Source organism: Paenibacillus agaridevorans (genome assembly GCF_003112455.1).
GTDB lineage: Bacteria > Bacillota > Bacilli > Paenibacillales > Paenibacillaceae > Pristimantibacillus > Pristimantibacillus agaridevorans.
In genome coordinates, this window is sequence record NZ_BDQX01000054.1 from 158136 (window position 1) to 183614 (window position 25479).

The 25479-nt window shown below is 53.3% G+C and carries 20 protein-coding genes; 16 read left to right on the plus strand and 4 right to left on the minus strand.

The annotated features are described in order from the left end of the window. Positions 1–120: 120 nt before the first annotated feature. A complete protein-coding gene (locus tag PAT3040_RS06580) occupies positions 121–630 on the minus strand; it encodes a GNAT family N-acetyltransferase (RefSeq protein ID WP_108991961.1) in 510 nt (169 codons plus the stop codon). Positions 631–1202: 572 nt separating this feature from the next. Here PAT3040_RS06580 and ilvB point away from each other — a divergent pair. From ilvB to PAT3040_RS06600, 4 genes are all read left to right on the plus strand, one after another. Next, the gene (gene ilvB / locus PAT3040_RS06585) at positions 1203–2948 is read left to right on the plus strand and encodes a biosynthetic-type acetolactate synthase large subunit (RefSeq protein WP_108991962.1); all 1746 of its coding nucleotides are present in this window, start codon (positions 1203–1205) and stop codon (positions 2946–2948) included. Further along, positions 2945–3433, plus strand: a complete 489-nt coding sequence (gene ilvN / locus PAT3040_RS06590; protein WP_087570776.1) for an acetolactate synthase small subunit — start codon at positions 2945–2947, stop codon at positions 3431–3433. Before ilvB ends, ilvN begins: the two co-directional genes overlap by 4 nt. A 146-nt stretch (positions 3434–3579) precedes the next feature. Then, positions 3580–4572, plus strand: coding sequence for a ketol-acid reductoisomerase (gene ilvC / locus PAT3040_RS06595; protein ID WP_087570775.1), 993 nt, complete (start codon positions 3580–3582; stop codon positions 4570–4572). Positions 4573–4707: 135 nt separating this feature from the next. Next, entirely contained in the window at positions 4708–6252 is a 1545-nt protein-coding gene (locus tag PAT3040_RS06600; protein ID WP_087570774.1) for a 2-isopropylmalate synthase, read from the plus strand. 105 nt (positions 6253–6357) lie between these two features. Here the strand turns inward: PAT3040_RS06600 and PAT3040_RS06605 are convergent, their stop codons facing one another. Further along, entirely contained in the window at positions 6358–6954 is a 597-nt protein-coding gene (locus PAT3040_RS06605) for an HD-GYP domain-containing protein (protein ID WP_181376462.1), read from the minus strand. 34 nt (positions 6955–6988) lie between these two features. After that, entirely contained in the window at positions 6989–8086 is a 1098-nt protein-coding gene (locus PAT3040_RS06610) for an HD-GYP domain-containing protein (protein ID WP_181376463.1), read from the minus strand. 285 nt (positions 8087–8371) lie between these two features. Here PAT3040_RS06610 and leuB point away from each other — a divergent pair, with 285 nt between their 5' ends. From leuB to odhB, 10 genes are all read left to right on the plus strand, one after another. Continuing rightward, positions 8372–9448, plus strand: a complete 1077-nt coding sequence (gene leuB / locus PAT3040_RS06615) for a 3-isopropylmalate dehydrogenase (RefSeq protein WP_108991965.1) — start codon at positions 8372–8374, stop codon at positions 9446–9448. A gap of 189 nt (positions 9449–9637) precedes the next feature. Continuing rightward, positions 9638–10186: a peroxiredoxin gene (locus PAT3040_RS06620; protein ID WP_108991966.1), complete on the plus strand. Its 549-nt coding sequence runs from the start codon at positions 9638–9640 to the stop codon at positions 10184–10186. A 313-nt stretch (positions 10187–10499) separates the two neighbouring features. Beyond that, complete coding sequence (locus tag PAT3040_RS06625; RefSeq protein WP_108992014.1) at positions 10500–11339, plus strand: SMP-30/gluconolactonase/LRE family protein; 840 nt, start codon at positions 10500–10502, stop codon at positions 11337–11339. A gap of 160 nt (positions 11340–11499) precedes the next feature. After that, entirely contained in the window at positions 11500–11916 is a 417-nt protein-coding gene (locus PAT3040_RS06630) for a hypothetical protein (RefSeq protein WP_108991967.1), read from the plus strand. 141 nt (positions 11917–12057) lie between these two features. Beyond that, the gene (gene sigI, locus PAT3040_RS06635; RefSeq protein WP_307719156.1) at positions 12058–12870 is read left to right on the plus strand and encodes an RNA polymerase sigma factor SigI; all 813 of its coding nucleotides are present in this window, start codon (positions 12058–12060) and stop codon (positions 12868–12870) included. Next, entirely contained in the window at positions 12867–14354 is a 1488-nt protein-coding gene (locus tag PAT3040_RS39465) for an anti-sigma-I factor RsgI family protein (RefSeq protein WP_108991969.1), read from the plus strand. Before sigI ends, PAT3040_RS39465 begins: the two co-directional genes overlap by 4 nt. Before the next feature lie 197 nt (positions 14355–14551). After that, on the plus strand, positions 14552–15949 hold the full coding sequence (locus PAT3040_RS06645) for an ATP-binding protein (RefSeq protein ID WP_246608545.1): 1398 nt from the start codon (positions 14552–14554) through the stop codon (positions 15947–15949). A gap of 77 nt (positions 15950–16026) precedes the next feature. Continuing rightward, positions 16027–17535 (plus strand): leucyl aminopeptidase, encoded by a 1509-nt coding sequence (locus PAT3040_RS06650; protein ID WP_108991970.1) that lies wholly within the window; start codon positions 16027–16029, stop codon positions 17533–17535. A 306-nt stretch (positions 17536–17841) separates the two neighbouring features. Then, entirely contained in the window at positions 17842–20745 is a 2904-nt protein-coding gene (locus PAT3040_RS06655; RefSeq protein WP_087566874.1) for a 2-oxoglutarate dehydrogenase E1 component, read from the plus strand. Positions 20746–20752: 7 nt separating this feature from the next. Next, complete coding sequence (odhB, locus tag PAT3040_RS06660; RefSeq protein ID WP_087566873.1) at positions 20753–22015, plus strand: 2-oxoglutarate dehydrogenase complex dihydrolipoyllysine-residue succinyltransferase; 1263 nt, start codon at positions 20753–20755, stop codon at positions 22013–22015. Positions 22016–22095: 80 nt separating this feature from the next. Here the strand turns inward: odhB and PAT3040_RS06665 are convergent, their stop codons facing one another. Continuing rightward, a complete protein-coding gene (locus PAT3040_RS06665) occupies positions 22096–22950 on the minus strand; it encodes a helix-turn-helix transcriptional regulator (RefSeq protein ID WP_258234871.1) in 855 nt (284 codons plus the stop codon). 170 nt (positions 22951–23120) lie between these two features. Between PAT3040_RS06665 and PAT3040_RS06670 the strand changes: the two genes are divergently transcribed. Together PAT3040_RS06670 and PAT3040_RS06675 are read left to right on the plus strand one after the other, a co-directional pair. Then, positions 23121–24254: a Gfo/Idh/MocA family protein gene (locus PAT3040_RS06670; protein WP_108991971.1), complete on the plus strand. Its 1134-nt coding sequence runs from the start codon at positions 23121–23123 to the stop codon at positions 24252–24254. Then, positions 24251–25324 (plus strand): Gfo/Idh/MocA family protein, encoded by a 1074-nt coding sequence (locus PAT3040_RS06675; protein WP_108991972.1) that lies wholly within the window; start codon positions 24251–24253, stop codon positions 25322–25324. Before PAT3040_RS06670 ends, PAT3040_RS06675 begins: the two co-directional genes overlap by 4 nt. Positions 25325–25479: the final 155 nt, after the last annotated feature.

Here is a 25479-nt window from a genome sequence, read left to right on the forward strand (position 1 = left end):
AAAGCGCAGGAGAGGTTGATCAGCTAGAGTGTTTGGAGATTAGGCGGCGCGTCGCCTCGCCTCGCATAGGCTGTCTAGGCCGGACGGTGGGATCTGCCCATTGTTCACTTTGGGCAGCCATTAACGTTCGGCAGGGAACATCTCCTGCTCCTGCCGAGCGCCGGATATGGGCGCCGATTGCGGTAATGGCTGAAGCGGCTTAGCCAGCTCGTAGACATGCCAGTCCGGGATGTACCGGATGCATCCGTAGCCAAGCTTGCCGTAGAAGCGCTGAGCACCACCGTTGCTCGCGTCGACGTACAGCCGGCTGACACGGCAGCCGTTCGAGGAACCGTACGCCTCCGCATATGCCATAAGCAAGGTGCCTAATCCTAGGCCGCGATGCCCGGAATGGGTGGCCAGCATGTCGACAAGCAGTTCGTCCCCGGCAGCGAGAAAGTGGACGAAAGCAACGGGCGGGCCTTGTTTCGTTCTTGTGGCTACATAAGTTGTGCCCCAGCGGAAACGGTGGGGCAGCTCGCGGATCATGCGGGCGTCAAGCGGTCTTGCGGTCGCGGATAAGGGAATCAGCTCCGAGCGGATGAGACGGACGAGCTCGGAATCGTCCTGCGGCTTGCGAGCTCTTATCATGGACAGATAACCTCCTTCGGTTAAAGGCCGGAGCTTGAGGACAATGGTGTTTTGCGATTGTAATCGCCGGCCGCATGGAATTGTAAAACACTGGTTACAATACTATATGTGGAGCGCCCAATATTGGCGAATGGACGTTGCGAAGCCGATGACCGGAACAAACTTTTTGAGCTTCTGCAGGAACGGTTCTTGACGTACTGGTCCAAGAGGCATATAATAGTGAAAAGTCATATCAATCGGCAATGATGAGGACGAAGTGATAAGGGCCCTTTTGTTCAGAGAGCGTGCGGATCAGCTGCAACCGACGCCAAAATCCCTTTTCTACGAGCTCACCTCGGAGCTATTCTCCTGAAAAGCGTCAAGCGTATTAGGGAGCATCGCAGGGCAAGCGTTACAGTGCCATGGTAGAACGTCGAAATGTGCACAGCGTTCTAACCAATGAAGGTTATGTTTCGAGAGAAACATAACGAATTTGGGTGGTACCACGGAAGCTAAACCTTTCGTCCCTTTCAGCATAAGTATGCTGGAGGACGAGAGGTTTTTTTGGTTTTTCGAGAGGAGGAGAATGACTGATGGCAACGCCAAGCGCAACGCTGAAGTCGAAGGAAGAATTGATGGAGAAATTCTCTAAGCCCGAGGTGATCTCGGGATCGGAAATATTGCTTCGCAGTCTGCTGCTTGAGGGCGTGGATTGTGTATTCGGTTATCCAGGCGGCGCCGTCTTGTACATCTATGACGCGATGCATGGCAACCCGGACTTTAACCACGTCCTGACCCGTCACGAGCAAGGTGCGATTCATGCAGCGGACGGCTATGCCCGGGCAAGCGGCAAAGTCGGCGTATGTATCGCCACTTCAGGTCCAGGCGCTACGAATCTGGTGACAGGCATCGCGACGGCTTATATGGACTCCGTGCCGCTCGTCGTTATTACGGGCAACGTCATTTCGTCGCTGATCGGCTCCGATGCTTTCCAGGAAGCGGACATTACGGGCATTACAATGCCAATTACGAAGCACAGCTATCTGGTACGCGAGGTTGAGGATCTGCCGAGAGTCATTCACGAGGCGTTCCACATCGCGAACACGGGGCGCAAAGGCCCGGTGCTGATCGATATTCCGAAGGACGTTTCCGCGGCGAAGACGCTGTTTAAGCCGGTAACGGAGATCAACGTTCGCGGGTATAACCCGACCGTTAATCCGAACAAGCTGCAAGTGGACAAAATGATCAAGGCGATTCAGGAAGCGGAGCGTCCGGTTATTTTGGCAGGCGGCGGGGTTGTCTACTCCGGAGCGCATGAGGAGTTGCTGGAATTCGTGACGAAGACCGGAATTCCGATCACGACAACTCTGCTCGGACTTGGCGGCTTCCCTAGCGGGAACGAGCTGTGGATGGGGATGCCGGGTATGCATGGCACCTATACGGCAAATACGTCCATCCAGAGCGCGGATCTGCTCATTAATATCGGAGCCCGCTTTGACGATCGGGTAACCGGCAAGCTGTCCGGCTTTGCGCCGAAAGCGAAGATCGTCCATATCGATATCGATCCGGCGGAAATTGGCAAAAACGTGCCTACGGACATTCCGATCGTAGGGGACGTCAAGACGGTACTGACCGTGGCGAACCGGACGGCGGTACGCGCCGAGAAGGCGGATGCGTGGAGAGCCCAAATCCAGGCGTCCAAAAAACAATATCCGTTCAGCTACAAGGATTCGGATACGGAGCTCAAGCCGCAATGGGTCGTTGAAATGATCCATCAGACGACAAACGGCGATGCGATCGTAACTACTGACGTTGGCCAGCACCAGATGTGGGCGGCGCAATATTACAATTTCAACAAACCGCGTTCCTGGGTAACGTCCGGCGGTCTCGGTACGATGGGCTTCGGCTTCCCTTCGGCGATCGGCGCCCAGATGGCAAGTCCGGATCGTGTTGTCGTATCCATCAATGGCGACGGCGGCATGCAGATGTGCGCGCAGGAGCTTGCGATTTGCGCTATCAACAATATTCCGGTCAAAGTCGTTATTCTGAATAACCAAGTGCTTGGCATGGTACGCCAATGGCAAGAGCTCATCCACGAGAACCGCTTTAGCCATATCGATCTGGCCGGCAGCCCCGACTTCGTCAAGCTGGCCGAAGCTTACGGCGTAAAGGGACTGCGCGCCTCTAACAAAGAGGAAGCCCGCGCCGCTTGGGAAGAAGCGCTCCGCCATCCTGGCCCGGCTGTCGTGGAGTTCGTCGTCCGCAGAGACGAGAACGTCTATCCGATGGTTGCGCAAGGCAGTACCATTGACCAAATGATCATGGGGGATGCGGAATGAAGAAACATACCATCGCAGTTATCGTGAATGACCAGCCCGGCGTTCTGCAGCGCGTATCCGGCTTGTTCGGACGCCGCGGCTTCAATATCGAGAGCATTACAGTAGGCACCAGCGAAGAAGTCGGTTTGTCCCGCATGGTCATCGTCACGACAGGCGATGACCACACGCTGGAGCAGATCACGAAACAATTGTATAAGCTGATCGATGTTATCAAAGTCATTGATCTCAGCGCCAACGCGATGGTCGGACGCGAGCTGGCCTTGATCAAGGTTCATGCGGAGCCGGCCAGCAGACCGGAAATCATGGGCGTCGTCGAGACGTTCCGGGCAGCGGTCGTTGATATTGGCACGCACTCATTGATGGTTCAAGTTGTGGGCGACACCGAAAAGATCGACGCTATGATCGAGCTTATGAAGCCTTATGGCATCCGTGAACTTTCACGCACTGGTGTCACTGCGCTTAACCGCGGTAACGTAAAGCAATAAGAACCCTTTCTATCAACTTATACAAAATATGATTCAGATCCCGCTTTGAGCGGGAGTTTAAGAGAGGAACCGGCCTGAGGGAAGACCGTGTTTCTTCGCTTAAACACCCGCTCAAAAGGGTTAAATTAAAGGAGGCAATTATTAACATGGCAGTTACATTGTATTATGAGAAAGACGCCGATCAAGGCGTTCTGCAAGGCAAAACAATCGCAGTTATCGGTTACGGAAGCCAAGGCCACGCGCAAGCGCAAAATCTTCGCGACAGCGGCTTGAAGGTTGTTATCGGTCTTCGCCCAGGCAAATCCGCAGACGTTGCCAAAAAAGACGGCTTCGAAGTACTTACAGTAGCAGAAGCTACTAAAATAGCCGACGTTGTTCAAATCCTTCTGCCGGACGAAACGCAAGCTCGCGTCTACCAAGAAGAAATCGAACCGAACCTGAAGCAGGGCGCGGCTCTGATGTTCTCCCACGGCTTCAATATTCACTACGGCCAAATCGTGCCAAGCGCAGACAAGGACGTATTCCTGGTCGCTCCCAAGTCTCCGGGCCACATGGTTCGCCGTACTTACCAAGAAGGCTTCGGCGTTCCTGGTCTGATCGCAATCCATCAAGACGCTTCTGGCAACGCTAAGAACATCGGTCTTGCTTATGCCAAGGGCATTGGTTGTACGCGTGCCGGCGTAATCGAAACTTCCTTTAAGGAAGAGACGGAAACGGATCTGTTCGGCGAGCAAGCGGTACTTTGCGGCGGCGCTTCCGCTCTGGTTAAAGCAGGTTTCGAGACGCTGGTTGAAGCCGGCTACGCTCCCGAGATGGCTTACTTCGAGTGCTTGCACGAGCTGAAGCTGATCGTTGACCTGATGTATGAAGGCGGCCTCGCGACAATGCGCGACTCCATCTCCAACACAGCGGAATACGGCGACTACGTTACGGGTCCTCGTATCGTAACAGAAGAGACTAAGAAGGAAATGAAGCGCGTACTGGAAGATATCCAATCCGGACGTTTCGCGCGCGACTTCATTCTTGAGAACCAATCCGGACGCGCTATGCTGACGGCTACTCGCCGCAACGAAGCCGCTCATCCGATCGAGCAAACAGGCGCACAGCTTCGCGAACTGATGCATTGGATCAAGAAGTAAGTTGGTTTTTAATCTACATTAAGACTTTTTAGTCCCGGTTCACCGGCGATCCGGTCGACGTGCACATGCTCGTCGACCGGAAATGCGGCCGCGTGCGATCGGGATCATTCTGTTCACGGAGGTGCAAGTGCAGATATGCGGAAAATTTATATTTTCGATACAACGCTTCGTGACGGCGAGCAATCTCCAGGCGTAAACCTGAATACGAAGGAGAAGGTCGAGATCGCGCTGCAACTGGAGAAGCTGGGCGTGGACCGGATCGAAGCCGGTTTCCCTGCGGCGTCCCCAGGCGACCTGGCGGCGGTCAATGCCGTCGCTCGCGCGGTCAAGAACGCGACGATCATTGGACTGTCACGTTCCCGTGAGCAGGACATCGATGCGGTCCGCGAAGCGTTGAAGGGCGCGCAGGATCCTTGCATTCACCTATTCCTGGCAACGAGTCCGATCCACCGCAAGCACAAGCTTCGGATGGAGAAGGAACAGGTTCTGGAGGCTGCCGAACGTGCGATCCGCTACGCCAAACAATATTTTGACAAAATCGAGTTCTCGCCGGAGGATGCGGGCCGCACGGAGCTGGACTTTCTCTGCCAGGTTACGGACATGGCGATCAAAGCGGGAGCGACCGTGGTTAACATTCCGGATACGGTCGGCTACATGAATCCTCAGGAATTCGGCAACATCTTCAAGACGCTTAAGGAGAATGTCCCGAATATCGAAACCATTCAACTCAGCGCCCACTGTCACGACGATCTCGGCATGGCGACGGCAAATGCGCTGGCAGCCATCCTTAACGGCGCCGACCAAGTGGAAGGCACGATTAACGGCATTGGCGAACGCGCCGGCAATACGGCAATCGAAGAGGTTGCCATGGCGCTTGCCACGCGTCCGGACTTCTTCGGCGCACAGACGACGCTGAACCTGAAGGAAATCGCCAAGACGAGCCGCCTGGTCAGCAAGCTGACGGGCATGGTCGTTCCTGGCAACAAAGCTATCGTAGGCGCCAACGCCTTCGCGCACGAGTCCGGCATTCACCAGGACGGCATGCTGAAGGAAAAGACGACTTACGAAATTATCTCGCCTGACACGATCGGTCTGCGTGAATCCAAGCTGGTTCTCGGCAAACATTCCGGACGTCACGCGTTCCGCGAGAAGCTGATCGATCTCGGTTATGAGCTGGACGACGATGCGGTTAACGCGGCGTTTGCGAAGTTCAAGGATCTTGCCGATAAGAAAAAGAATGTCATGGACGAAGACATCCGCGCCATGCTGGAGGAGAAGCTGACCGATACGCCGGAAGTGTTTACGCTGGAGACGATCCAGGTGAGCTATGGCAACGAGTCGACGCCTAACGCGACGGTGAAGGTAAAGCTGGCCGAAGGCGAGACGCGGGTAGAGACAGCGGAGGGCAATGGCTCCGTCGATGCCATCTACAACGCAATCGACAAAGCGACAGCCGAAGTTGTCGAGCTTGAGGATTATTCCATCAAGTCTGTCTCGCAAGGGAAGGACGCGCTTGGCGAGGTGCACGTTGTGCTTAAGCAAGAGGATGTTTCGGCTCAAGGCCGAGGCCTTAGTACGGATATTCTCGAAGCGAGCGCACGGGCGTATATCGATGCGGTTAATCGCCTGATCGAGAAACGCAAGTCGCCGGGTCGTCGCGACAAGATGAGCTTGATCTAATAGCGATTGACCACGACAAAGCGCGTAACGGATACGATCATCCGTTACGCGTTTTTTGTCGTTAAGGAGAGGATGCAAAACATGAGGAGCGGAATCTTAGACGTATTATACGGCTGCAGGATGCCCATACATCGTTTCATCCAATTGGGAGGTCTTGATGAAAGCGATGAAAGGCTCGACGAGCGATGGATCGAATTGCGTTCCGCTGCCTCTGCGAAGCTCGTTCACGGAATCCTCCAAAGATAATCTGCTGCGGTAACAGCGATTGGACATCATGCTGTCGAAGGTATCGATGATGGCGCATATTCTTGCCAAGTAAGGAATGTCATGGCGGGAACGGCCTTCCGGATAGCCGCCGCCATCCCAGCGCTCGTGATGATATCTTACAATTTCGACGATTCGGGAAGATATGCCGGGATACAGCTCGGCGGCAGAGCCGCCACAGGAGGGATGTTGCCTCATGATCCTCCACTCCCGGTCAGACAGCTTTCCTTTCCGATTGAGGATGTTGTTCGGGATAAACAGCTTGCCGAGGTCATGCAGATAACAGCCGCTCACGAGAAATTCCTTCTCCGCTCCGCCGATTCCCAATACGTTGGCAAATTGCTGCGCGATCACGGACACGCGCAGACAATGCCGGTAAGAAGAAGGGCTCTTCCGTTTCAATTGCTTCATGCTTGCGTCAGCCGATAACTTATACATCTTGATTCCTCCTGAAATTAAGCGACTATCACAATTAAGCCTGTGACGCGGCATGAAGCACTGTAATCGTACTGCTGCGGGATAGATCGAGCTCATAGGGCGTCCCGACCGACTGACCGCTGGCCTCCGTAATAATCCGCACGACGGGACGGTGCGCGATGGACGAGCGATAGGAAGTGACGATGCCGGTCTGACCGCTGCTCAGCGTCAATACGCTGGATAGGGGGAAGGCCTTTAGCCGCTGAAGGAAAAGTTTGACGAGGCTGGCGTCAAAATAATAATTGCCCGCCCCGTACAAAAACTCAACGACGTCGTCGGCCCGGTAGGAGCTGCGGTATCTGCGCGGCGATGTCAGCGCATCGTAACTGTCGGCCAGCGCGACGATGCGCGCGTATTCCGGGATGTCGTTGCCTTTGGTCCCGAAGGGATAACCGGAACCGTCGAATCTTTCATGATGCGCCAGAGAGACAACCGCGGACTGCCAAGGCATCCCTTTGATGTCCGCAAGCAGCCGATAACCGAGCTCGGCATGCTGATTCAGCAGGTGCCGGTCGGAGTCGGACAACGTGCCATGACCCGTTACGAGTTCCCGGGGCATAATCGTCATGCCGACGTCGAACAACAGCGAACCCAGCAACAGCTCCAACAACTGGGCTTCCGTATATCCGTATTCGTCTCCGATCATCATAGACAAGATGGAAACGTTGACAGCATGTCCGAAGATCAACTCGTCGAACTGCTCCAGCTTGTTCATCCAATCCGCGACGGAGGGATGGGCAAGCGCGTCCGCAAGAGCTCTTCTATATCTGCGCTTGAATCTTCTGTCCTTGACGGAATCTCCGTGTTCCGGGCAGAAGGCATGGCGGTTCAGCCTATTCACGAGTTCTCCGTACAGGTCATTCCTCTGTTTGGCCGTAGTAGGCGGAAGAACGACGGAAGGAGCAGGCTGAGTTTGGACGTTGAACGGACAGTGCTTAACAAGCACGCGATTTACGCCCATCTCCTTCAAACGCTTGATATAGAACGTGGTCAACTCCGTGCCTTCGCAGAGGATAATCACTCCGTTTTTGCCTATTACCGCTTTGGCGAGCCGATCGCCTTCCTTGAGTTTATCGATTTGGCATTCCAACATCTTGAACTTGCTCCTTCCGAACAGAGTCATTGCCGGTGACTCGTGCTGCTATCAAAGAATTTTTAAGCTTATGGAATAAGATTATCATCATGCCATCCGGTCAACTATTATCCTAGTGGATCCATTAGGGTATCCTTTGGGTTACTTTTTTGGCGAAATAGGTATGACATCTAGGTTTATAGTTCTCGCCTATAAAGTCCATAGATTTTATATCTTGGAATGGAAGAACTAAATGTGGTTAAATGATAATAGATTGAGAATGATAAAGAGGAGTGTATTTACATTATGTCAGAAGTGAAAAAAATCGCCGTCCTCGGCGGAGACGGTATCGGCCCCGAGGTTGTTGGAGAAGCTTTAAAAATACTCAAAAGAACCGAAGAACTGTACGGTTATCAATTCGAGACAGAACACGGCTTGTTCGGCGGTATCGCCATCGACGAGAAGGGCACGCCGCTTCCGCAAGAAACGCTTGAGCTGTGCCAGGGCGCTGACGCTGTATTGCTGGGCGCGGTTGGCGGGCCCAAATGGGACAACAACTCCAAGGAGCTTCGTCCGGAGACTGGCCTGCTCGGTATTCGCAAAGCGTTGGGACTGTTCTCGAACATCCGTCCGGCTAACGTATTCGATTGCTTGAAAGAAGCTTCCACGCTGAAGCCGGAAGTGCTGGAAGGCACAGACCTTATCGTCGTGCGCGAGCTGACAGGCGGCATCTACTTCGGCGAGAAGTTCCGCCGGGAAGGCGCGAACGGCGAAGAAGCCGTTGATACATGCGTATATAATGTGCAAGAGATCGAGCGTATCGTTCGTCAGGCGTTCGATATCGCGATGACGCGGAGCAAACGTCTTGCTTCCGTCGACAAAGCGAACGTGCTTGAGACTTCCCGCTTGTGGCGCGAAGTCGTTAACCGTATAGCCGTGGAGTACCCTGAGGTTGAACTGGAGCATGTACTCGTCGATAACTGCGCGATGCAATTGCTTCGCCGTCCTTCCAGCTTCGACGTTATCGTAACCGAGAACATGTTCGGCGATATTTTGAGCGACGAAGCAGCCATGTTGACAGGTTCTATCGGCATGTTGTCCTCCGCTTCGCTGGGAGAAGGAAGCTTCGGCCTCTACGAGCCGGTACACGGTTCTGCTCCTGACATCGCGGGCCAAGGCATCTCCAATCCAATCGCGACCATTCTTTCCGTTGCGCTGATGTTCCGCCTGACGTTCGGCTACCACGATGCGGCGAAGTCCATCGAGGACGCGGTTAAGGACGTGCTGGATGCTGGTCACCGCACAGGAGACATCGCGGTTGATAAGAGCTCGGCGATTGGAACTACGGCAATGGGCGATTTGATTGCAGCTGCAATGAAGTAGTTCGAGATTGTTGATAATTCTTCACAGTTTATAATTATTACAAAGAAGTACTGTCTATAATATTGACTTTATTATTGTGTGATGATACTATTTTTAAAGAAGAGACACGCACCAATGAAGAGGCTAGCACTTATTGTGCGTGAAATACCTCTAAATAAATTATGGATAGGTCAAGGAGGAGTTTTCATCATGGCAGAACGTTTGGTAGGACGCCCGGCACCGGATTTCGCAATGGAGACAGCAACAGGCAACGGACAAGATTTCGGTACTGCTTCCCTCGCCGATTACAAAGGCAAGTGGCTGGTACTGTTCTTCTACCCACTGGACTTCACGTTCGTGTGCCCGACAGAAATTACCGCGCTTAGCTCGGCAGCCGAAGAGTTCAAAAAGCTTGACACTGAAATTCTTGGCGTCAGCGTAGACAGCAAGCACAGCCACCGCGCTTGGATTAACACTCCGGTTAACGATAATGGCCTCGGCCAATTGAACTTCCCACTCGCGGCTGATATCACGAAGAGCGTTGCTCGTGACTACGGCGTACTGATCGAAGAAGAAGGCATAGCGCTTCGCGGCCTGTTCATCATCGATCCGGAAGGCGAGATCAAATATCAAGTGGTTAACCACAACAATGTTGGCCGCAGCGTAGAAGAGACGCTTCGCGTATTGCAAGCTCTGCAATCCGGCGGACTTTGCCCAATCAACTGGAAACCAGGCCAAAGCCACCTGGTAGCGAAGTAATTTTCGCTGAAATCTTGGCAATGGCAATGACAAGGACAGGCCCTTATCCGTAACGGATAAGGGCCTGTCCTTTTCGCGCTTGGCATTACATCGTCCCGGCAGGGGGTGGCATCCAGTGGATGTCACCCGGCCGCAAGCCGGCGTAACGAATATGACCATATCCCAGGGAGCCACCCGTTTGGTGGTTACTATCAAACGTCAAGTATCCGCTTTCTTTGCCGTTTCCTAAGGGGATATTTATGGTACACTGGAAGTGTTTTGATGATTGGAGTCTGGCTATCGTCGCCCAGAACTTTAATAGATGAAAGCAGAGGTGGATAGATTGGATCCTTATGTTGCGCAAAGATTTACGAATCCACAGACCTTTACTAATGGTATAGAAGGGCCGGCCTGTGACCGCGAGGGCAATATTTATGCAGTTAATTATGAGAAACAGGGTACGATCGGAAAAGTGACACCGCTAGGGGAAGCGAGTATTTTCGTTGAGCTTCCGAATGGCAGTGTAGGGAATGGAATCCGGTTCAACCAGGCTGGCGAGATGTTGATTGCCGATTATGTAAATCATAATATTATCAAGGTTGACATGAATACGCGGGAGATCAGAATCCATGCTCATGAACCGAGGATGCATCAGCCGAATGATATTTGTATAACCAGAGATGATGTCCTATTTGCAAGCGATCCTGATTGGGATAACAACAGAGGAAAGTTATGGCGTGTGAACCTTGACGGAACTACGGATTTGCTCGAGGACGATATGGGTACGACCAACGGAATTGAGGTGAGCCCGGATGAGAAGGTGTTGTACGTCAATGAATCTGTTCAGCGCCGGATTTGGGCTTACGTTTTAAATAAGAACAAAGAAATAAGCGACAAACGTCTGCTGATCGAATTTCCGGACTACTCTTTGGATGGCATGCGCTGCGATATCGAAGGAAATCTGTATGTTACCCGTATTGGCAAAGGCGTTGTGGCGAAGATTTCACCTGAAGGGGAAGTGCTGGCCGAGATTCTGCTCGAAGGAAAGGATTGTACGAACCTTGCTTTCGGCGGCCCGGAAGGCAAACACTGTTATGTTACAGTAGCCGATATTGGCAATATTCAGGTGTTTCGAACGGATGTTCAAGGTCGTTGCTTTGCAATGCGGCGATAAATTCACTATCAAGAATGAATAAATACTAATGTGAGGACAGAGGGAACGGGCAGGAATTTGTCGATAACGTGGCGAATAATATAAAATTAGCTATCATGTATGAGGTATTATTGGCGAGCAACGAGTAATCACCTTGATAAGCGTGAGGAGGCTGCCGCGGATGAGTTTCTGCTGTGGAGCAAGTATGATTGGTACGAAAGGCACGTTAAAACATTTGACGACGCATATTCACAACGTTCCGATTACATTTTGCCCAGTCTGCCATGGGATCGATGTTCATTACAAGGCGCAAAGCGAATACGACATTCTGGCAGAATACGCGTACGGAGATGGAGCGGCCGAAGTGGATTTTGAGGATTACGTCGATCAAGATCAAGCTTCGCTGCTAGAGAATTGCGTGAATCACGAGAACGAGGAGCCCATGGACGTCGTACGCAGCCAGATTGACATGGCGCTTGATTTGCTCAGCTTCGCCAAACATTTGGAAGATAGGGAATGGCAATACATGCTCAAGAAGCGGCTTCAGGTGCTGGGAAGCAGGCGGAACAAGCTGCTGCAGCGGAAGTCATCGGTCTAAGGTTTCCATCGTATCCCGTTTTAAAGACCTCCATTGGGAGGTCTTTTGTTTGAAATGGAGAAAAAATGAGTATTTTTTAATAAGTACCCCCCCAATCGTCGAAACCAAGACGAAATGATAAGTAGTGAGGTGGAGCGGTTGTTGCTGATCCTGTTTAAGCGATTCACGCGTAAAACGGCTCTTGCTTCGTCTGCGACATTACAGCCTAAGCTGGAGCCAGAGCAATATGTATTGCACATTCGACAAGGCGATGATAAGTTGCGTGAGCAATTCATCGCCGAGTATTCACCATACATAGCTAAAGTAACGAGCAGATTCAGCAAGCGGTATATTAATCCGGAACGGGACGATGAATTCAGTATCGCCCTGCTGGCGTTTAATGAAGCCATCGACGGCTTCGACAGCGAAGCGGGGAGATCGTTCCTAGGATTTGCCAAAACCGTCATGCAGCGTCGGCTTATTGATTATGCGCGAAAAGAACAAAGACATCTTCAATCCGTGCCCTACAGTGCGTTCGATTCGGAGGGAGAGGATCAATCGCCTTACAACGTCCTCGAGACGAAGCAAGCTCTGGAGGCTCACGAGACAAGCAGAACCGACCTGGAGCGTCGTGCGGAGATCCTCGAGCTAAGCAGCGAGCTTGAGCCGTACGGCATTACGTTTATGGAGCTTGTCGATCAGTCTCCAAAGCATTCCGATTCACGAGCGATGCTGATTGATATTGCATGCCTTCTGGCAGGAAACGCCGATTGGATGGGAATGCTGAAGGCCACTCAGCGGCTGCCTATTAAGGAATTGATGGAAGCCTGCCGCGTATCGCGCAAGACCATCGAACGTAACCGCAAATATATTATTGCAATTGCTATTATCCGATCGGGTGGATACCCGTACATGAACGATTATATGCGTATTCCGAGTTCGAACGAATGGATGAGTAAGGAGGTGAGCCGATGAAACGTGGAATCGTAATGAGCATTCACGAGCAGCATGCCGTCGTGATGACACAGGATGGCCAATTCCTGAGGGCACCGCTCGCCGGCTCACCCCAAATCGGTCAAGAGCTCCTCTTTGAGGAAGAAGCGGCTCCCCTGCCAAGACGAAGGCTCGCGGGACGGAGAAGGTTTCTGACTTATGCAAGCTCTGCAGCAGCTCTTCTTCTATTAATAACGGTTTGCTTCCTCTATGCAGCTATTGAAAGCAATCCCGTAGTAGCCTACGTGACGATGGATATTAATCCGAGCATCGAGATCGGCATCGACAACAAGGAGAAGGTGCGCGAGCTCAGGGCGATGAACGAAGCCGGCAGCAGGCTTATTGCAGATCTCGATTATAAAGGGCAGCCGGTGGAGAACGTAGCAACCCTGATTCTCGAGAAGGCCAGTCTTGCTCATTATTTGGATGCTCCTCATAAGGACATCCTGATCGCCAGCATTCTAATGAACGGCTCCAAGGAGCAGAACGAGGAATTCGAGCGATTGCTTGCTCAAAGTCTGGATAATGAGCTGCGGGCTTGGCTGACCGAACATGATAAACCGGCCGGCAGCGTGACGATTACGACGTTGTTCTTGCCTACTGAGCTGAGAAGCGAGGCAGATTCCATTGGAATATCTTCGGGCAAGCTGGCGCTTTATCTGATGGCCAAAAACGAAGGGTACACGCTCGAGATTGATTCGCTTAAGAAGCAGTCCATCGATAATGCCACCGCATCTATAGGCGGTATTGAAGGGATCGTGGGAGCGGCGGAAGAAGCTGCATCCAAAGAACAGCTCGAGAAGCTGCTGCAGCAGGAGCGGGCCGAAAATGCGAACGCAGCCTCCAAGCCTTCGCCGACAGCGACGGCTAAGCCAACTGTTAAACCGACCGCGAAGCCGGCTGATCAACCTGCGACGAAGCCAGCTTCCAAGCCGACGTCCAAACCAGCTTCCAAACCGACCGTCAAACCTGCAGGCAAACCTTCGGGTAAACCGACTGCTACGGCCAAGCCAGGACGCGGGGATTGGGAGAAGCAATGGGGCAGCCATTGGGACAAGGAGCAGCTAGAGAAGCTTCGGAAGGAATGGGAGAAAGCAGCGAAGGAATGGGAGAAATCCGGCAAGGATTGGAGCAATCAGTGGGAGAAATGGTTGGAGGAGCAGGCTGAGGCTATTAAGGATAGTAATAGGAAGAACGGAAACGGTTCAGGCAAGGACGATAGATGGAATCAGGACGACCGGGACGAAGACGATGATCGTGACGACGATGATCGGGACGATAATGACTGGAAGCAGAAGGGGCGCGGGGATCAGGCAAGCTGGAATAATGGAGCAGGAGGCGGGATGTTTTCGGGAAGTTCGGGCGGTAAGCGGGATGAAGATAGACGGGGCGAAAAACATGAACGGAGAGAAGAGAGGGATCGTGATAAGCGGGGCGACGACAAGAATGAACGCGACGGGAAATAAAGGGCGATAAGCCGCAGGACCTAGACGAATCTAATAAAATACACGATTATCCGACTCCTCAAAACGAGTCTTTTCGACTAGGTAGAGGTGTTTATTCGACAGTATTTCCCGTTGACAGCGTTTGTAAAGTAATCCTATGATTAGGTGAGATCGAACTTGATCATTTCTTAGTCTATAGCTTTGTCGGGGAGGCAGATATGATGCAAGCCATTCGAAAGCGTTATTTCCCCGCGCTTGCCGAGTATATCCGTGGTGGTAAAGATGCATCGCTGCAGCACGCGAATGCGCTTGGACAGCAATTGTATGGTTTCCAGCCTGAGGAGATTATCGCCGTACACGAGGATTGTATCCAAGCACTTGCCGCTAACGTGGATTCCAAGGACGCCGTTCAAATCTATCATCGCTCCTTTCTGTTCCTGATGGAGCTTATGGTTGCCTGCCGCTTCCGAATGGAGATCAATTCGGAGGGCGATATCGTGGAGCCGACGGCCGAGCAAAAGATTGTGGCTATGCGCGAAAGATTGCTGAGTTCGAACCGTTCATTCGAGAAGGTCAAAAACAAGTACGAAAACGTCCTGCAACATATGGATAGCGGCATTGCCTTATTCGACGGGGATGGGATTCTATCGTTCGTTAATGTCCAAATGGCGAAATTGCTCGACATTCCCCGAAAGACTCTGGTCGGCTGCAATATCCGCGAAATTCTGCTTCATCCCAAGCTGAACATACATACGAAACGAACCATTTTACGCCTGTACCGGGAGATGATACTCAAGCGCCACCGGTACTATGAGTTTCAGCAGAAAGACGGCAAACATCTGCTTGCGACGGTTACATACGGGGATCAACTGGACGGGGATTTTTTGTTCAGCGTTAAGGACGTATCGGAGTACAAACATATTGAACAGAGCGCCCTGCAGAACGACAAGCTTGCCATGCTGGGCAAGATCGCGGCGGCGATTGCCCATGAGATCCGCAACCCGTTAACGAGTATACGGGGCTTTATACAATTGCTCCGTCCTTACTTGCTGGAGGTTGGCAAAGAGGAGTATGCCCGCATTATCCTGACGGAGATCGACAGGGCTAACGACATTATCTACGAATTTCTAAATTCGTCCAAGCCGTCCGCGCCGGTAAAGCAAGCCAAGTCGATCGAGAATCTTATTCGCGAGGTGGTCATGCTGACGGAGAGCGAGTCGCTCATGCGAAATTGCGAGATTGGCATCGAATCGCATCTGGAGGATGCTATCGTCTCCATCGATATTAAGCAAGTAAAGCAGGTGATTCTTAATCTCGTGAAAAACTCGCTGGACGCCGTGGAAGAAACCCAAAGCGAGCGGAGGGGCAGAATCGACATCGTGCTTAACAGCGATGGACAATATGTAGAGATTATGATCAAGGACAATGGCAAAGGGATGGACAAGCTGACGATGAGCAAGCTGTTCGATCCATTCTTCACAACTAAGGAAGAAGGGACGGGGCTTGGACTGTCCGTCAGCTACCGGATAATTCGCAATCACGGGGGCACAATCCGTGTGAACAGCAAGATGGGCAGCGGAACGGAATTTATCATTTATTTGCCATTGGTTGGATAAACCATTAAAATCGAGATCGGGGCTCGGACGAGCCTTGTTTCGATTTTTTTGTTCTTAAGGAAAGCGAGGAGATTAGAATGTCGACAACGTTTACATATGGTGTCAGAAATGAAGGGACAGCGCCGGATGCGCTGATTCGCTTCGTAACGGAAGAAGAATTGCAAGGAACGGCGACGATCCTCCACGAGAAGCTGGACGAACGGCTGAGAGCGAGGTACGCCAAAGGATTGTTTCAAGGCAAGCCCGAGCAAGTAGAATCTATGGCCGCATTAGGTTTCGTAGAGGCTGACACGGTTATCGTGGCCGGGTATCGTCCCGGCTCCGGCACGGACGGACTGCGATTGGCGGCAGCGGCGGCGGCCAAAGCGGCAAAGGCGGCGCGTGCGGCGCATGTCGAGCTGTCTATTGGCGAGGCAGCATTCTCGCAAGATGTGGAGGATTGGGGTGCTGGCGCCGCGGCACAGGCTCTAACGGAGGGATTGCTGCTGGCGCTTCACGATCGCCAGCCCTTGAAGCGAGACGGAAGCGAGCGCTTCGGCTTGACGCAAGTCGATTTTGTGCCGGAAGAAGCCGCTTCTCTGGGGACGAAGGAAGAGTGGGAGCAAGGCATTATGCACGGACGGATTGTAGGCGGGGGCGTCATCTATGCCCGTGATTTGACGAATCTGCCCGGCAACGATCTGACGCCTGAGCGGCTGGCGTTCCATGCGGAGGAGCTTGCGGGAGACTTCGACCTGGATATCGAGGTCATCGACGAGTGGTCTGCGGCCGAGCAAGAGATGGGGGCGCTGTTGGCCGTCGGCCAAGGCAGCGTCAATCCACCGCGCATGATTGTGCTTCATTACAGTGTGGCGCCGGATTCCAAGGAAATATGGGGGCTGATCGGCAAAGGCGTAACGTTCGATACGGGAGGCATATCCCTCAAACGGGCTCCGGGCATGGAAGAGATGATATCCGACATGGGCGGAGCTGCGGCAGTGCTTGGCGCCGTTCGGGCGATCGCGGAATTAAAGGCGGAAGTTAATGTAGTCGCGGTTATCCCGGCAGCGGAGAATATGCCGTCCGATCGGGCGTTTAAGCCCGGTGATGTGCTGCGTACGATGAGCGGCTATACCGTGGAAGTCGTCAATACGGATGCCGAGGGACGGCTCGTGCTGGCAGACGGCATGACGACGGCGATCCGCCGAGGCGCGACCAGGCTTATCGACGTTGCAACGCTGACGGGGGCCATCATGGTGGCGCTCGGTTACGAGGCTACCGGAGCCGTTACGAACAATGAATCGCTGATGAATGAAGTGAAGGCGGCCTCCAAGCGGTCCGGAGAACGCATCTGGGAGATGCCGGCCTATCCGGAATTCCGTCAAGCGCTGAGAAGCGATGCCGCGGATCTAAAGAACGGCGGGGTGAAGTACGGGGCAGCCAGCGCCGGAGGACTGTTTATCGGTCACTTTGCAGAAGGACTCCCTTGGGTGCATCTCGACATCGGGGGATCGGCATGGCTTGAACGGGCGCGAGGCTGGGAGCCGAAGGGCGCGACGGGAGTTATGGTGCGAACGCTGGTTGAAATGCTGACGGCGCGAGCTTAGCCGCGTTTAATGAGGCGCCTAGATGGACATGACTGATAGCATGGTTGTTTGCATAAACAAAAAGACGCCGCCATGCCCGCGTGGCATGCCAAGAATCTTTATCCATGCCCGAAATGGATGAAACCGATGCCAATATGGTTATGGATGACAGGCCCGTAATGTACTAAAATATGAAGAAGCTACGCTATTGCATTTGGTGTGCGATTGATAGGCTTCTTCTTTTGATTTATGGTGTATGGCGTATTGAAACGCCCGCCATAGAAAATAATAGGACGGTTATGATTAGAGAGGGTGGAATTTTCTGCAATGAGCATCCATGATGACCACAATTCATCACCTTGGAAAAGCTACTACGGACCAAACCTTGGTTATGTCCAGGAGCAATACGAGCAGTTTCTTCAGGATCCGAATTCCGTAGAGACGTCGGTTCGAGAGCAGTTCGTACTCTGGGGGGCGCCGCCGAGCGACACAGTCGCAGCGCAGGCATCGGCAAGCGCGTCGGCTCGGACGTCTTCCGCAGCCGTTGTTCCCGGCCCGGTCGACAGCAATATGTTGAAGAAGGTCGTTGCCGCGCATCAGCTAATGCTGAACATTCGCAGGTACGGCCACTTGGGCGCGGACATCAATCCGCTGGGTATCAGCCGGGCAGCGGATACGAAGCTGCTGGAGCCGGAGACTTTCGGACTTACGCAGCAGGATCTTGCTTCCATCCCTGCATCGCTGATCTGGGATAACGCGCCGGCATCGGTATCGAACGGTTGGGATGCCATTGTCAGATTAAGAGAAATCTACACCCGCTCGGCTGCATACGAATTCACTCATATTCATGACGAGAACGAGAGAATCTGGCTGAACAAGCAAGCGGAATCCGGCGACTTCCCGGCTCCTCTCTCCAAGCGAGAAAAGGAGACGCTGCTGGAGCGTCTTTTGCAGGTGGAGCAGTTCGAGAGTTTTATCCACAAGACGTTCGTCGGGCAGAAACGCTTCTCTATCGAAGGCGTCGACATGCTGGTTCCGGTACTGGACGAGATCGTACGCGCGGTTGCGCATGACGGCGCTCACGATATTCTTATCGGTATGGCTCACCGCGGCCGCTTGAACGTGCTTACGCATGTGCTGGGCAAGCCGTATGAAAAGATTTTTTCGGAGTTCCATCACTCTCCGAACAAGGAATTGGTTCCGTCGGAAGGGTCGATCGGCATCAACTACGGCTGGTCGGGCGACGTAAAATACCATTTGGGCGCCGATCGGGCGTTTACGGAAGGCGAGACGGTACGCGCAAGAGTAACGCTTGCGAACAACCCGAGCCATCTGGAGTTCGTAAATCCAATCGTGGAAGGTTATACGCGCGCGGCACAGGAAGATCGCAGCAAGCCAGGCTTCCCCGTACAGGATCAACACAAAGCGGTTACGGTTTGCGTACACGGCGACGCGGCGTTTATCGGCGAAGGCATCGTGGCCGAGACGCTCAATTTCAATAATTTGCAAGGTTACCGCAACGGCGGCACGATTCATATTATTGCGAACAATCGACTGGGCTTTACGACGAATAGCGTGGATTCCCGTTCCACTCATTATGCCAGCGATCTGGCCAAGGGCTTCGACATTCCGATCATCCACGTCAACGCTGACGATCCGGAAGCATGTCTGGCTGCCGTGCGCCTCGCTTGCGAATATCGCCTGATCTACAACAAAGGCTTCGTTATCGATCTTATCGGTTATCGCCGTTACGGTCATAACGAGATGGACGATCCCGATGCAACCCAGCCGCTCGTCTACAGCAAAGTGCGGAGTCATCCTACAGTTGCGAACATTTATGCCGAGCAGCTTAAGTCGGAGAAGACGATTACGGTCGAGCAAGCGGATCAGCTTCGCGCGAAGACGCTTGCCGCGCTTCAAGCCGGATATGATGCCATGAAGGCGAACGAAGGCAAGGCGCATGTACAAGTTACGCAAGAGTCCGGCGTCATCGTGCCGGAAGATGTTCCGACAGCAGTGCCGATGGAGACGCTGAAGGAAATCAATCTGGAATTGCTCAACCGTCCGGAAGGCTTTACGGAGTACTCCAAGCTTCAGCGTATTCTGCAGCGCCGCGCGACAAGCCTTAACGACGGCGAGAAGCTCGACTGGGCGCATGCCGAGACGCTGGCCTTCGCGACGATTTTGGCGGATGGAACGCCGATTCGTCTGAGCGGTCAAGATTCCGAACGAGGCACATTCGCGCATCGCCATATTATGCTTAACGATAACGCAACGGCCGAGAAGTTTACGCCGCTGCATATGTTCCCTCAGGCGAAGGCATCGTTCGCCGTGCATAACAGCCCGTTGTCCGAGACGGCGGTACTGGCCTTCGAATACGGCTACAACGTATTCGCGCCGGAATCGTTTGTCATCTGGGAAGCCCAGTTCGGCGACTTTGCGAACGTAGCTCAAGTTATTTTCGACCAATTTATGTCAGCTGGCCGGGCGAAGTGGTCGCAGAAATCCGGCGTTGCCGTCCTTCTGCCGCATGGCTACGAAGGTCAGGGACCGGAGCATTCCAGCGCGCGTCTGGAGAGATTCCTGCAGCTGTCCGCCGATAACAACTGGACGGTGGCGAATCTGACGACGTCGGCGCAATACTTCCACTTGCTGCGCAAGCAAGCGGCTATGCTGGGAAGCGACAGCGTCCGTCCGCTCATCCTGATGGCGCCGAAGAGCTTGCTCCGTAACCCGCGCGTTGCATCGCACGGTGTGGAATTCAGCGAAGGCTCCTTTAAGCCGGTGCTGCCGCAATTCAGCTTCACGGAATCGAAGGCGGCCAAGGAGAAGGTTAAACGCCTCCTGCTGGGAACAGGCAAAGTAATGGTCGATCTGGACGAAGCGCTTTCGTCGAAGGACGAAGGAGAGTTCGGATGGCTGCGCGTAGCTCGCGTGGAGCAGCTGTATCCGCTGCCTCAGGCCGAGCTGGAGCGCATCATAGCTCAGTTCCCTAAACTCGAAGAGATCGTTTGGGTACAAGAAGAACCGAAGAACCAAGGCTCGTGGTCATACATGGAACCGCGTCTGCGTGAGCTTGCGTCTGGCAAGGCGGTCGTACGTTACATCGGACGCCCGGATCGTGCCAGCACGGCAACCGGACATCAGGAAATTCACGCGGCCGAGCAGCAATCGATCATTTCATCCGCATTGAATGGGCAGCCATTTCAATCGAGTCTGGTAAGGGGGTAACATAAACATGGCAGAAATTATCGTTCCAGAATTGGGAGAATCGATCACAGAAGGTACGATTACGAAGTGGTTCGTTAAAGAAGGGGACTCCGTCAACCAAGGCGACGTCCTCCTCGAGCTTGAGACGGATAAAGTTAACATTGAGATTAGCGCAGACAGCAACGGCGTCGTATCGAGCATCGCGAAGGCGGACGGCGAAGTCGTTCAAGTAGGCGAAGCGATTGGAGCTATCGGCAATTCTACAGGCGCTGCTCCATCCGCGCCTGCACCGGCAGCGGAGCCGTCGGCTCCCGCACCAGCTCCGGCAGTAGCTGCACCTGCAACTCCGGCTGCAGCTCCGGTATTGTCGTCTTCGGCGGCATCGGTTAACGCGTCGCCGGCAGCCCGCAAGCTTGCCCGCGAGCAAGGCATCGACCTGACGCAAGTACAAGGCAAAGACGGCATCGGCCGTATTTTCCCGGACGATGTTCGTGCGCATGGGGTACAGGCATCGGCTCCTGCACAGGCGGCTCCAAAGGCACCCGCTGCAGCGCCTGCTCCGGCAGCTTCGGCAGCGACGCAAGGCGGCAAGCCGGTTGAGCGCAAGCGCATGTCGCGCCGCCGCGCCACAATCGCTAACCGACTGGTAGAGGCTCAACGCACGGCAGCTATGCTGACGACGTTTAACGAAGTCGACATGACGGCGATCCTCGACCTGCGCAAGCGCCGCAAGCAATCGTTCTTCGATAAGAACGAAGTGAACCTCGGCTTCATGTCCTTCTTCACGAAGGCGGTTGTCGGAGCGCTTAAGCAGTTCCCGCTGCTGAACGCGGAGATCGACGGCGAAGACATTATCATGAAGAAATATTTCGATATCGGTATCGCGGTAGCGGCAAAAGAAGGTTTGGTCGTGCCAGTCGTACGCGACGCCGACCGTCTGGGCTTTGCAGAGATTGAGCGTAACATCGTCGAACTGGCGAAGAAAGCACGCTCGAACACACTAGCGCTCAGCGATCTGCAAGGCGGAAGCTTTACCATTACAAACGGCGGCGTATTCGGCTCCTTGTTGTCCACGCCGATCTTGAACGCGCCGCAAGTAGGTATTCTGGGGATGCACAAGATCCAGCTTCGCCCGGTAGCCATCGACGAAACCCGTATGGAGAACCGCCCGATGATGTATCTCGCTCTTTCGTACGATCACCGTATCGTAGACGGCAGCGAAGCGGTTCGCTTCCTGGTAGCCATCAAAGAAATGCTGGAAGATCCGGAGCAATTGCTGCTGCAAGGTTAATCGCCGGATAAATGTTATAGGATATACCAAAAACCGATCTACTCCCTAAGGGAGGGGATCGGTTTTTTTGCACTTCCAGCTCAAGTTTTTGCTTGCAGGATTTGATTCTTCTTGCGATATTGCTCCGGCGTCATGCCGGTATGCTCTTTAAATACTCGGCTAAAATGGGAAGGATGTTTAAAGCCGACGTCGTAGCCGGTCTCCGTGATGCTGCTTTGACTTTGGATAAGTCGCAGCTTGGCCTGATACACCCTGCGGTGCATCAAATATTGGAAGATGGTCATGCCGGTCACCTGCTTAAACGTCTTGGCCAAATAAAACTTGCTGAGATGCAGCCTGTCACCGATGTCCTCCAATGTAATTTCTTCGTGATATTGGTTCTCCAGAAACGAAATAATGCCTTGCACATGCTCCTCCTTCGAGGATGGATAGCTGTTTTTCGCCTTGAGCGGTTGATCGCAGAGTTCGCCGAGAAAGATAAAAAAGTCCAGCAAACGCGCCTGGAAACGTTGATAGGAATGGGGGGTTCCGCGGGCGTACAGCTCGTTCATAAAGGCGAGCGACTCCTCGGCTTCCGCCTTGGCTTCGCCGCGGAGCTGCAGCCTAACATTTTGCAGCTTGCTAAACGGCGCCAGCAGGTCGTCCGTAAAGCCAGGCTGAATATGCTGTTGAAAGTACCCGGGATCGAGATGGATTGTCGTCCGATGATAGGCGAAGGCCGGGTCTACATGGGCTTTATGCAAGGTCATGCCGTGCATGAGAAACATATCTCCTGGTTCAAGAACGTAAATTTTGTCATTGATGAGGTAATTCGCTTTGCCGCCGTGAAAATAATAGACTTCGTAATGGGGATGCGTATGGTATTGATGCATATAGTCATAATTGATCGTTGTTCCGATCGTAATCGGAGCGGCGATGCGGTGTCTGGTAATCACGATTCTCCCCCCTAGTGAGACTACCCCAATTATACACCAACCAGAGTCAAATGAAATACAAAAACGGTTAACGCGGAAGAAGAACGGAAGCGTTGCTCATGATAAGATTAGCGCAAGAACTAGTCATTATGGAGACCTACATCGGGTCCCATTAAAGGAGCGTATTATTGATGAGCATTGTACGGTTGGGCGTAATCGGGCTTGGCAATATGGGCAAAGGACATATCGGCTATATGCAGCGTGGCGAAGTAAAGGGCGTCAAGCTGACGGCCGTCAGCGATAGCGCGGAGCCAGGACAGCTCTGGGCCAAAGAAAATCTGGGCGATGATGTAACTCTGTTCACCGATCCGTTCGTGATGATGGATTCCGGTCTTATCGATGCCGTTCTAATCGCAACGCCTCACTATTCGCACCCGGAGCTGGCGATCGCAGCTTTCCAGCGGAACCTGCATGTGCTTTGCGAGAAGCCGGCGGGCGTCTATACGAAGCAAGTGCGCGAGATGAACGATGCGGCTGCCCGTACGGATGTAAAATTCAGCATGATGTACAACCAGCGGACAAATCCGCTCTATCAAAAGCTCAAGGATCTGGTCGACAGCGGCGAGCTTGGCGAGATCAGAAGAACGAATTGGATTATTACGAACTGGTACCGTTCCCAGAGCTATTACGATTCCGGCACATGGCGGGCGACTTGGGAAGGCGAAGGCGGCGGCGTGCTCATTAACCAGGACCCCCATCAGCTCGACCTGTGGCAATGGACGATCAACATGATGCCTAAGCGGGTTCGCGCGTTCTGCTACTTCGGCAAACACCGCAATATCGAGGTGGAAGACGACGTAACCGCGTTCGTCGAATACGAAAATGGCGCGACAGGCGTATTCGTAACGACAACGGGCGAGGCGCCGGGAACGAACCGCCTGGAAATCAGCGGCGATCGCGGCAAGGTCGTTATCGAGGACAATAAGCTGACGTTCTGGCGTCTGCGTGTTTCCGAACGCGAGTTTAATGCAACTTTTACAGGCGGCTTCGGCGCTCCGGAATGCTGGAAATGCGAAGTTCCCGTTCATGGCACGAATCCCGACCATAAAGGCATTATGCAAAATTTCGTAAATGCCATTCTGCATGACGAAGCTCTTATTGCTCCGGGAGAAGAAGGCATTAAAGGTTTGATGATCTCCAATGCGATGCATCTCTCCACTTGGACGGATAACTGGGTTGATCTTCCGATCGACGAAGAGCTCTATTATTCTTACTTGCAGAAGAAAATTGAAGAATCGCGCAATCGCAAAGGGGTGAAGGCATGAGTAAAGACGGTATGAATTATGCGCCCAAGGGCGACGTAAAGCGCGTCGTGGAGCCAGGCCAATTCATTTTTGCGGCCACGAACCTGGATCACGGCCATATTTACGGCATGTGCAACGGTCTCGTTGAGGCAGGGGGCGAGCTTCGATGGGTATACGATGGCGATCCGGCAAGAGCGGAAGCGTTCGCGCAGAAATATCCGGGCGTCAAGATTGCTTCCTCCCTGGAGCAGATTCTGGAGGATGCCGAGGTGCAGCTAGTCGCTGCAGCGGCAATCACGTCGCTACGCGGCCCGCTCGGCGTGCGCGTCATGCGCAGCGGCAAACATTATTTCACGGACAAGGCGCCGTTTACAACGCTGGAGCAGTTGGAAGAAGCTCGAGTTGCCGCAAACGAGACCGGCAAAAAATATGCCGTCTACTATAGCGAGCGGCTGCATGTAGAAAGCGCTATTCATGCAGGGGAGCTCATCCGCCAAGGGGCGATCGGCCGAGTCGTACAAGTCATGGGTCTTGGACCGCACCGACTAAATGCGCCGTCGCGTCCCGACTGGTTCTTTAAGAAAGAGCAGTATGGCGGCATCCTGTGCGACATTGGCTCCCATCAGATCGAGCAGTTCCTGTATTTTACGGGGAACACGGAGGCCAAAGTCGTAAACAGCAAGGTCGCGAATTACGCGGCCAAGGACTATCCCGAGCTGGAAGATTTCGGCGATATGACGCTTGTAGGCGAAAATGGCGCAACGGGTTACTTCCGCGTGGACTGGCTGACGCCGAACGGACTAGGCACATGGGGCGACGGCAGAACGCTTATTCTCGGCACGGAAGGATACATCGAGCTCCGCAAGTACATCGACGTGGGCAGAGAAGCGGAAGGCGACCAATTGTATCTGGTAAACGGCGAAGGCGAGCAGCATATGCGCCTCCGCAGCAAGGTTGGATTCCCGTACTTTGGCGAGCTTATTCTCGATATTCTTAACGGCACGGAAAACGCGATGTCGCAAGAACACGCGTTCAAGGCGGCGGAACTGTCACTGATTGCGCAACGGGATGCGGTTAGAGTGGAAGGTTAATGATGAGGGAGCCGGGCGTAAATAACGCTCGGCTTTTTTTCGTTCCGTTGACAGGCAGAAGAGGTTGTGATAATTTAAATAGTAATAATTACGAATAATCACATAACGAACATACATACTTCCCATACATACATCCTATTGGCTATACGGGGAAG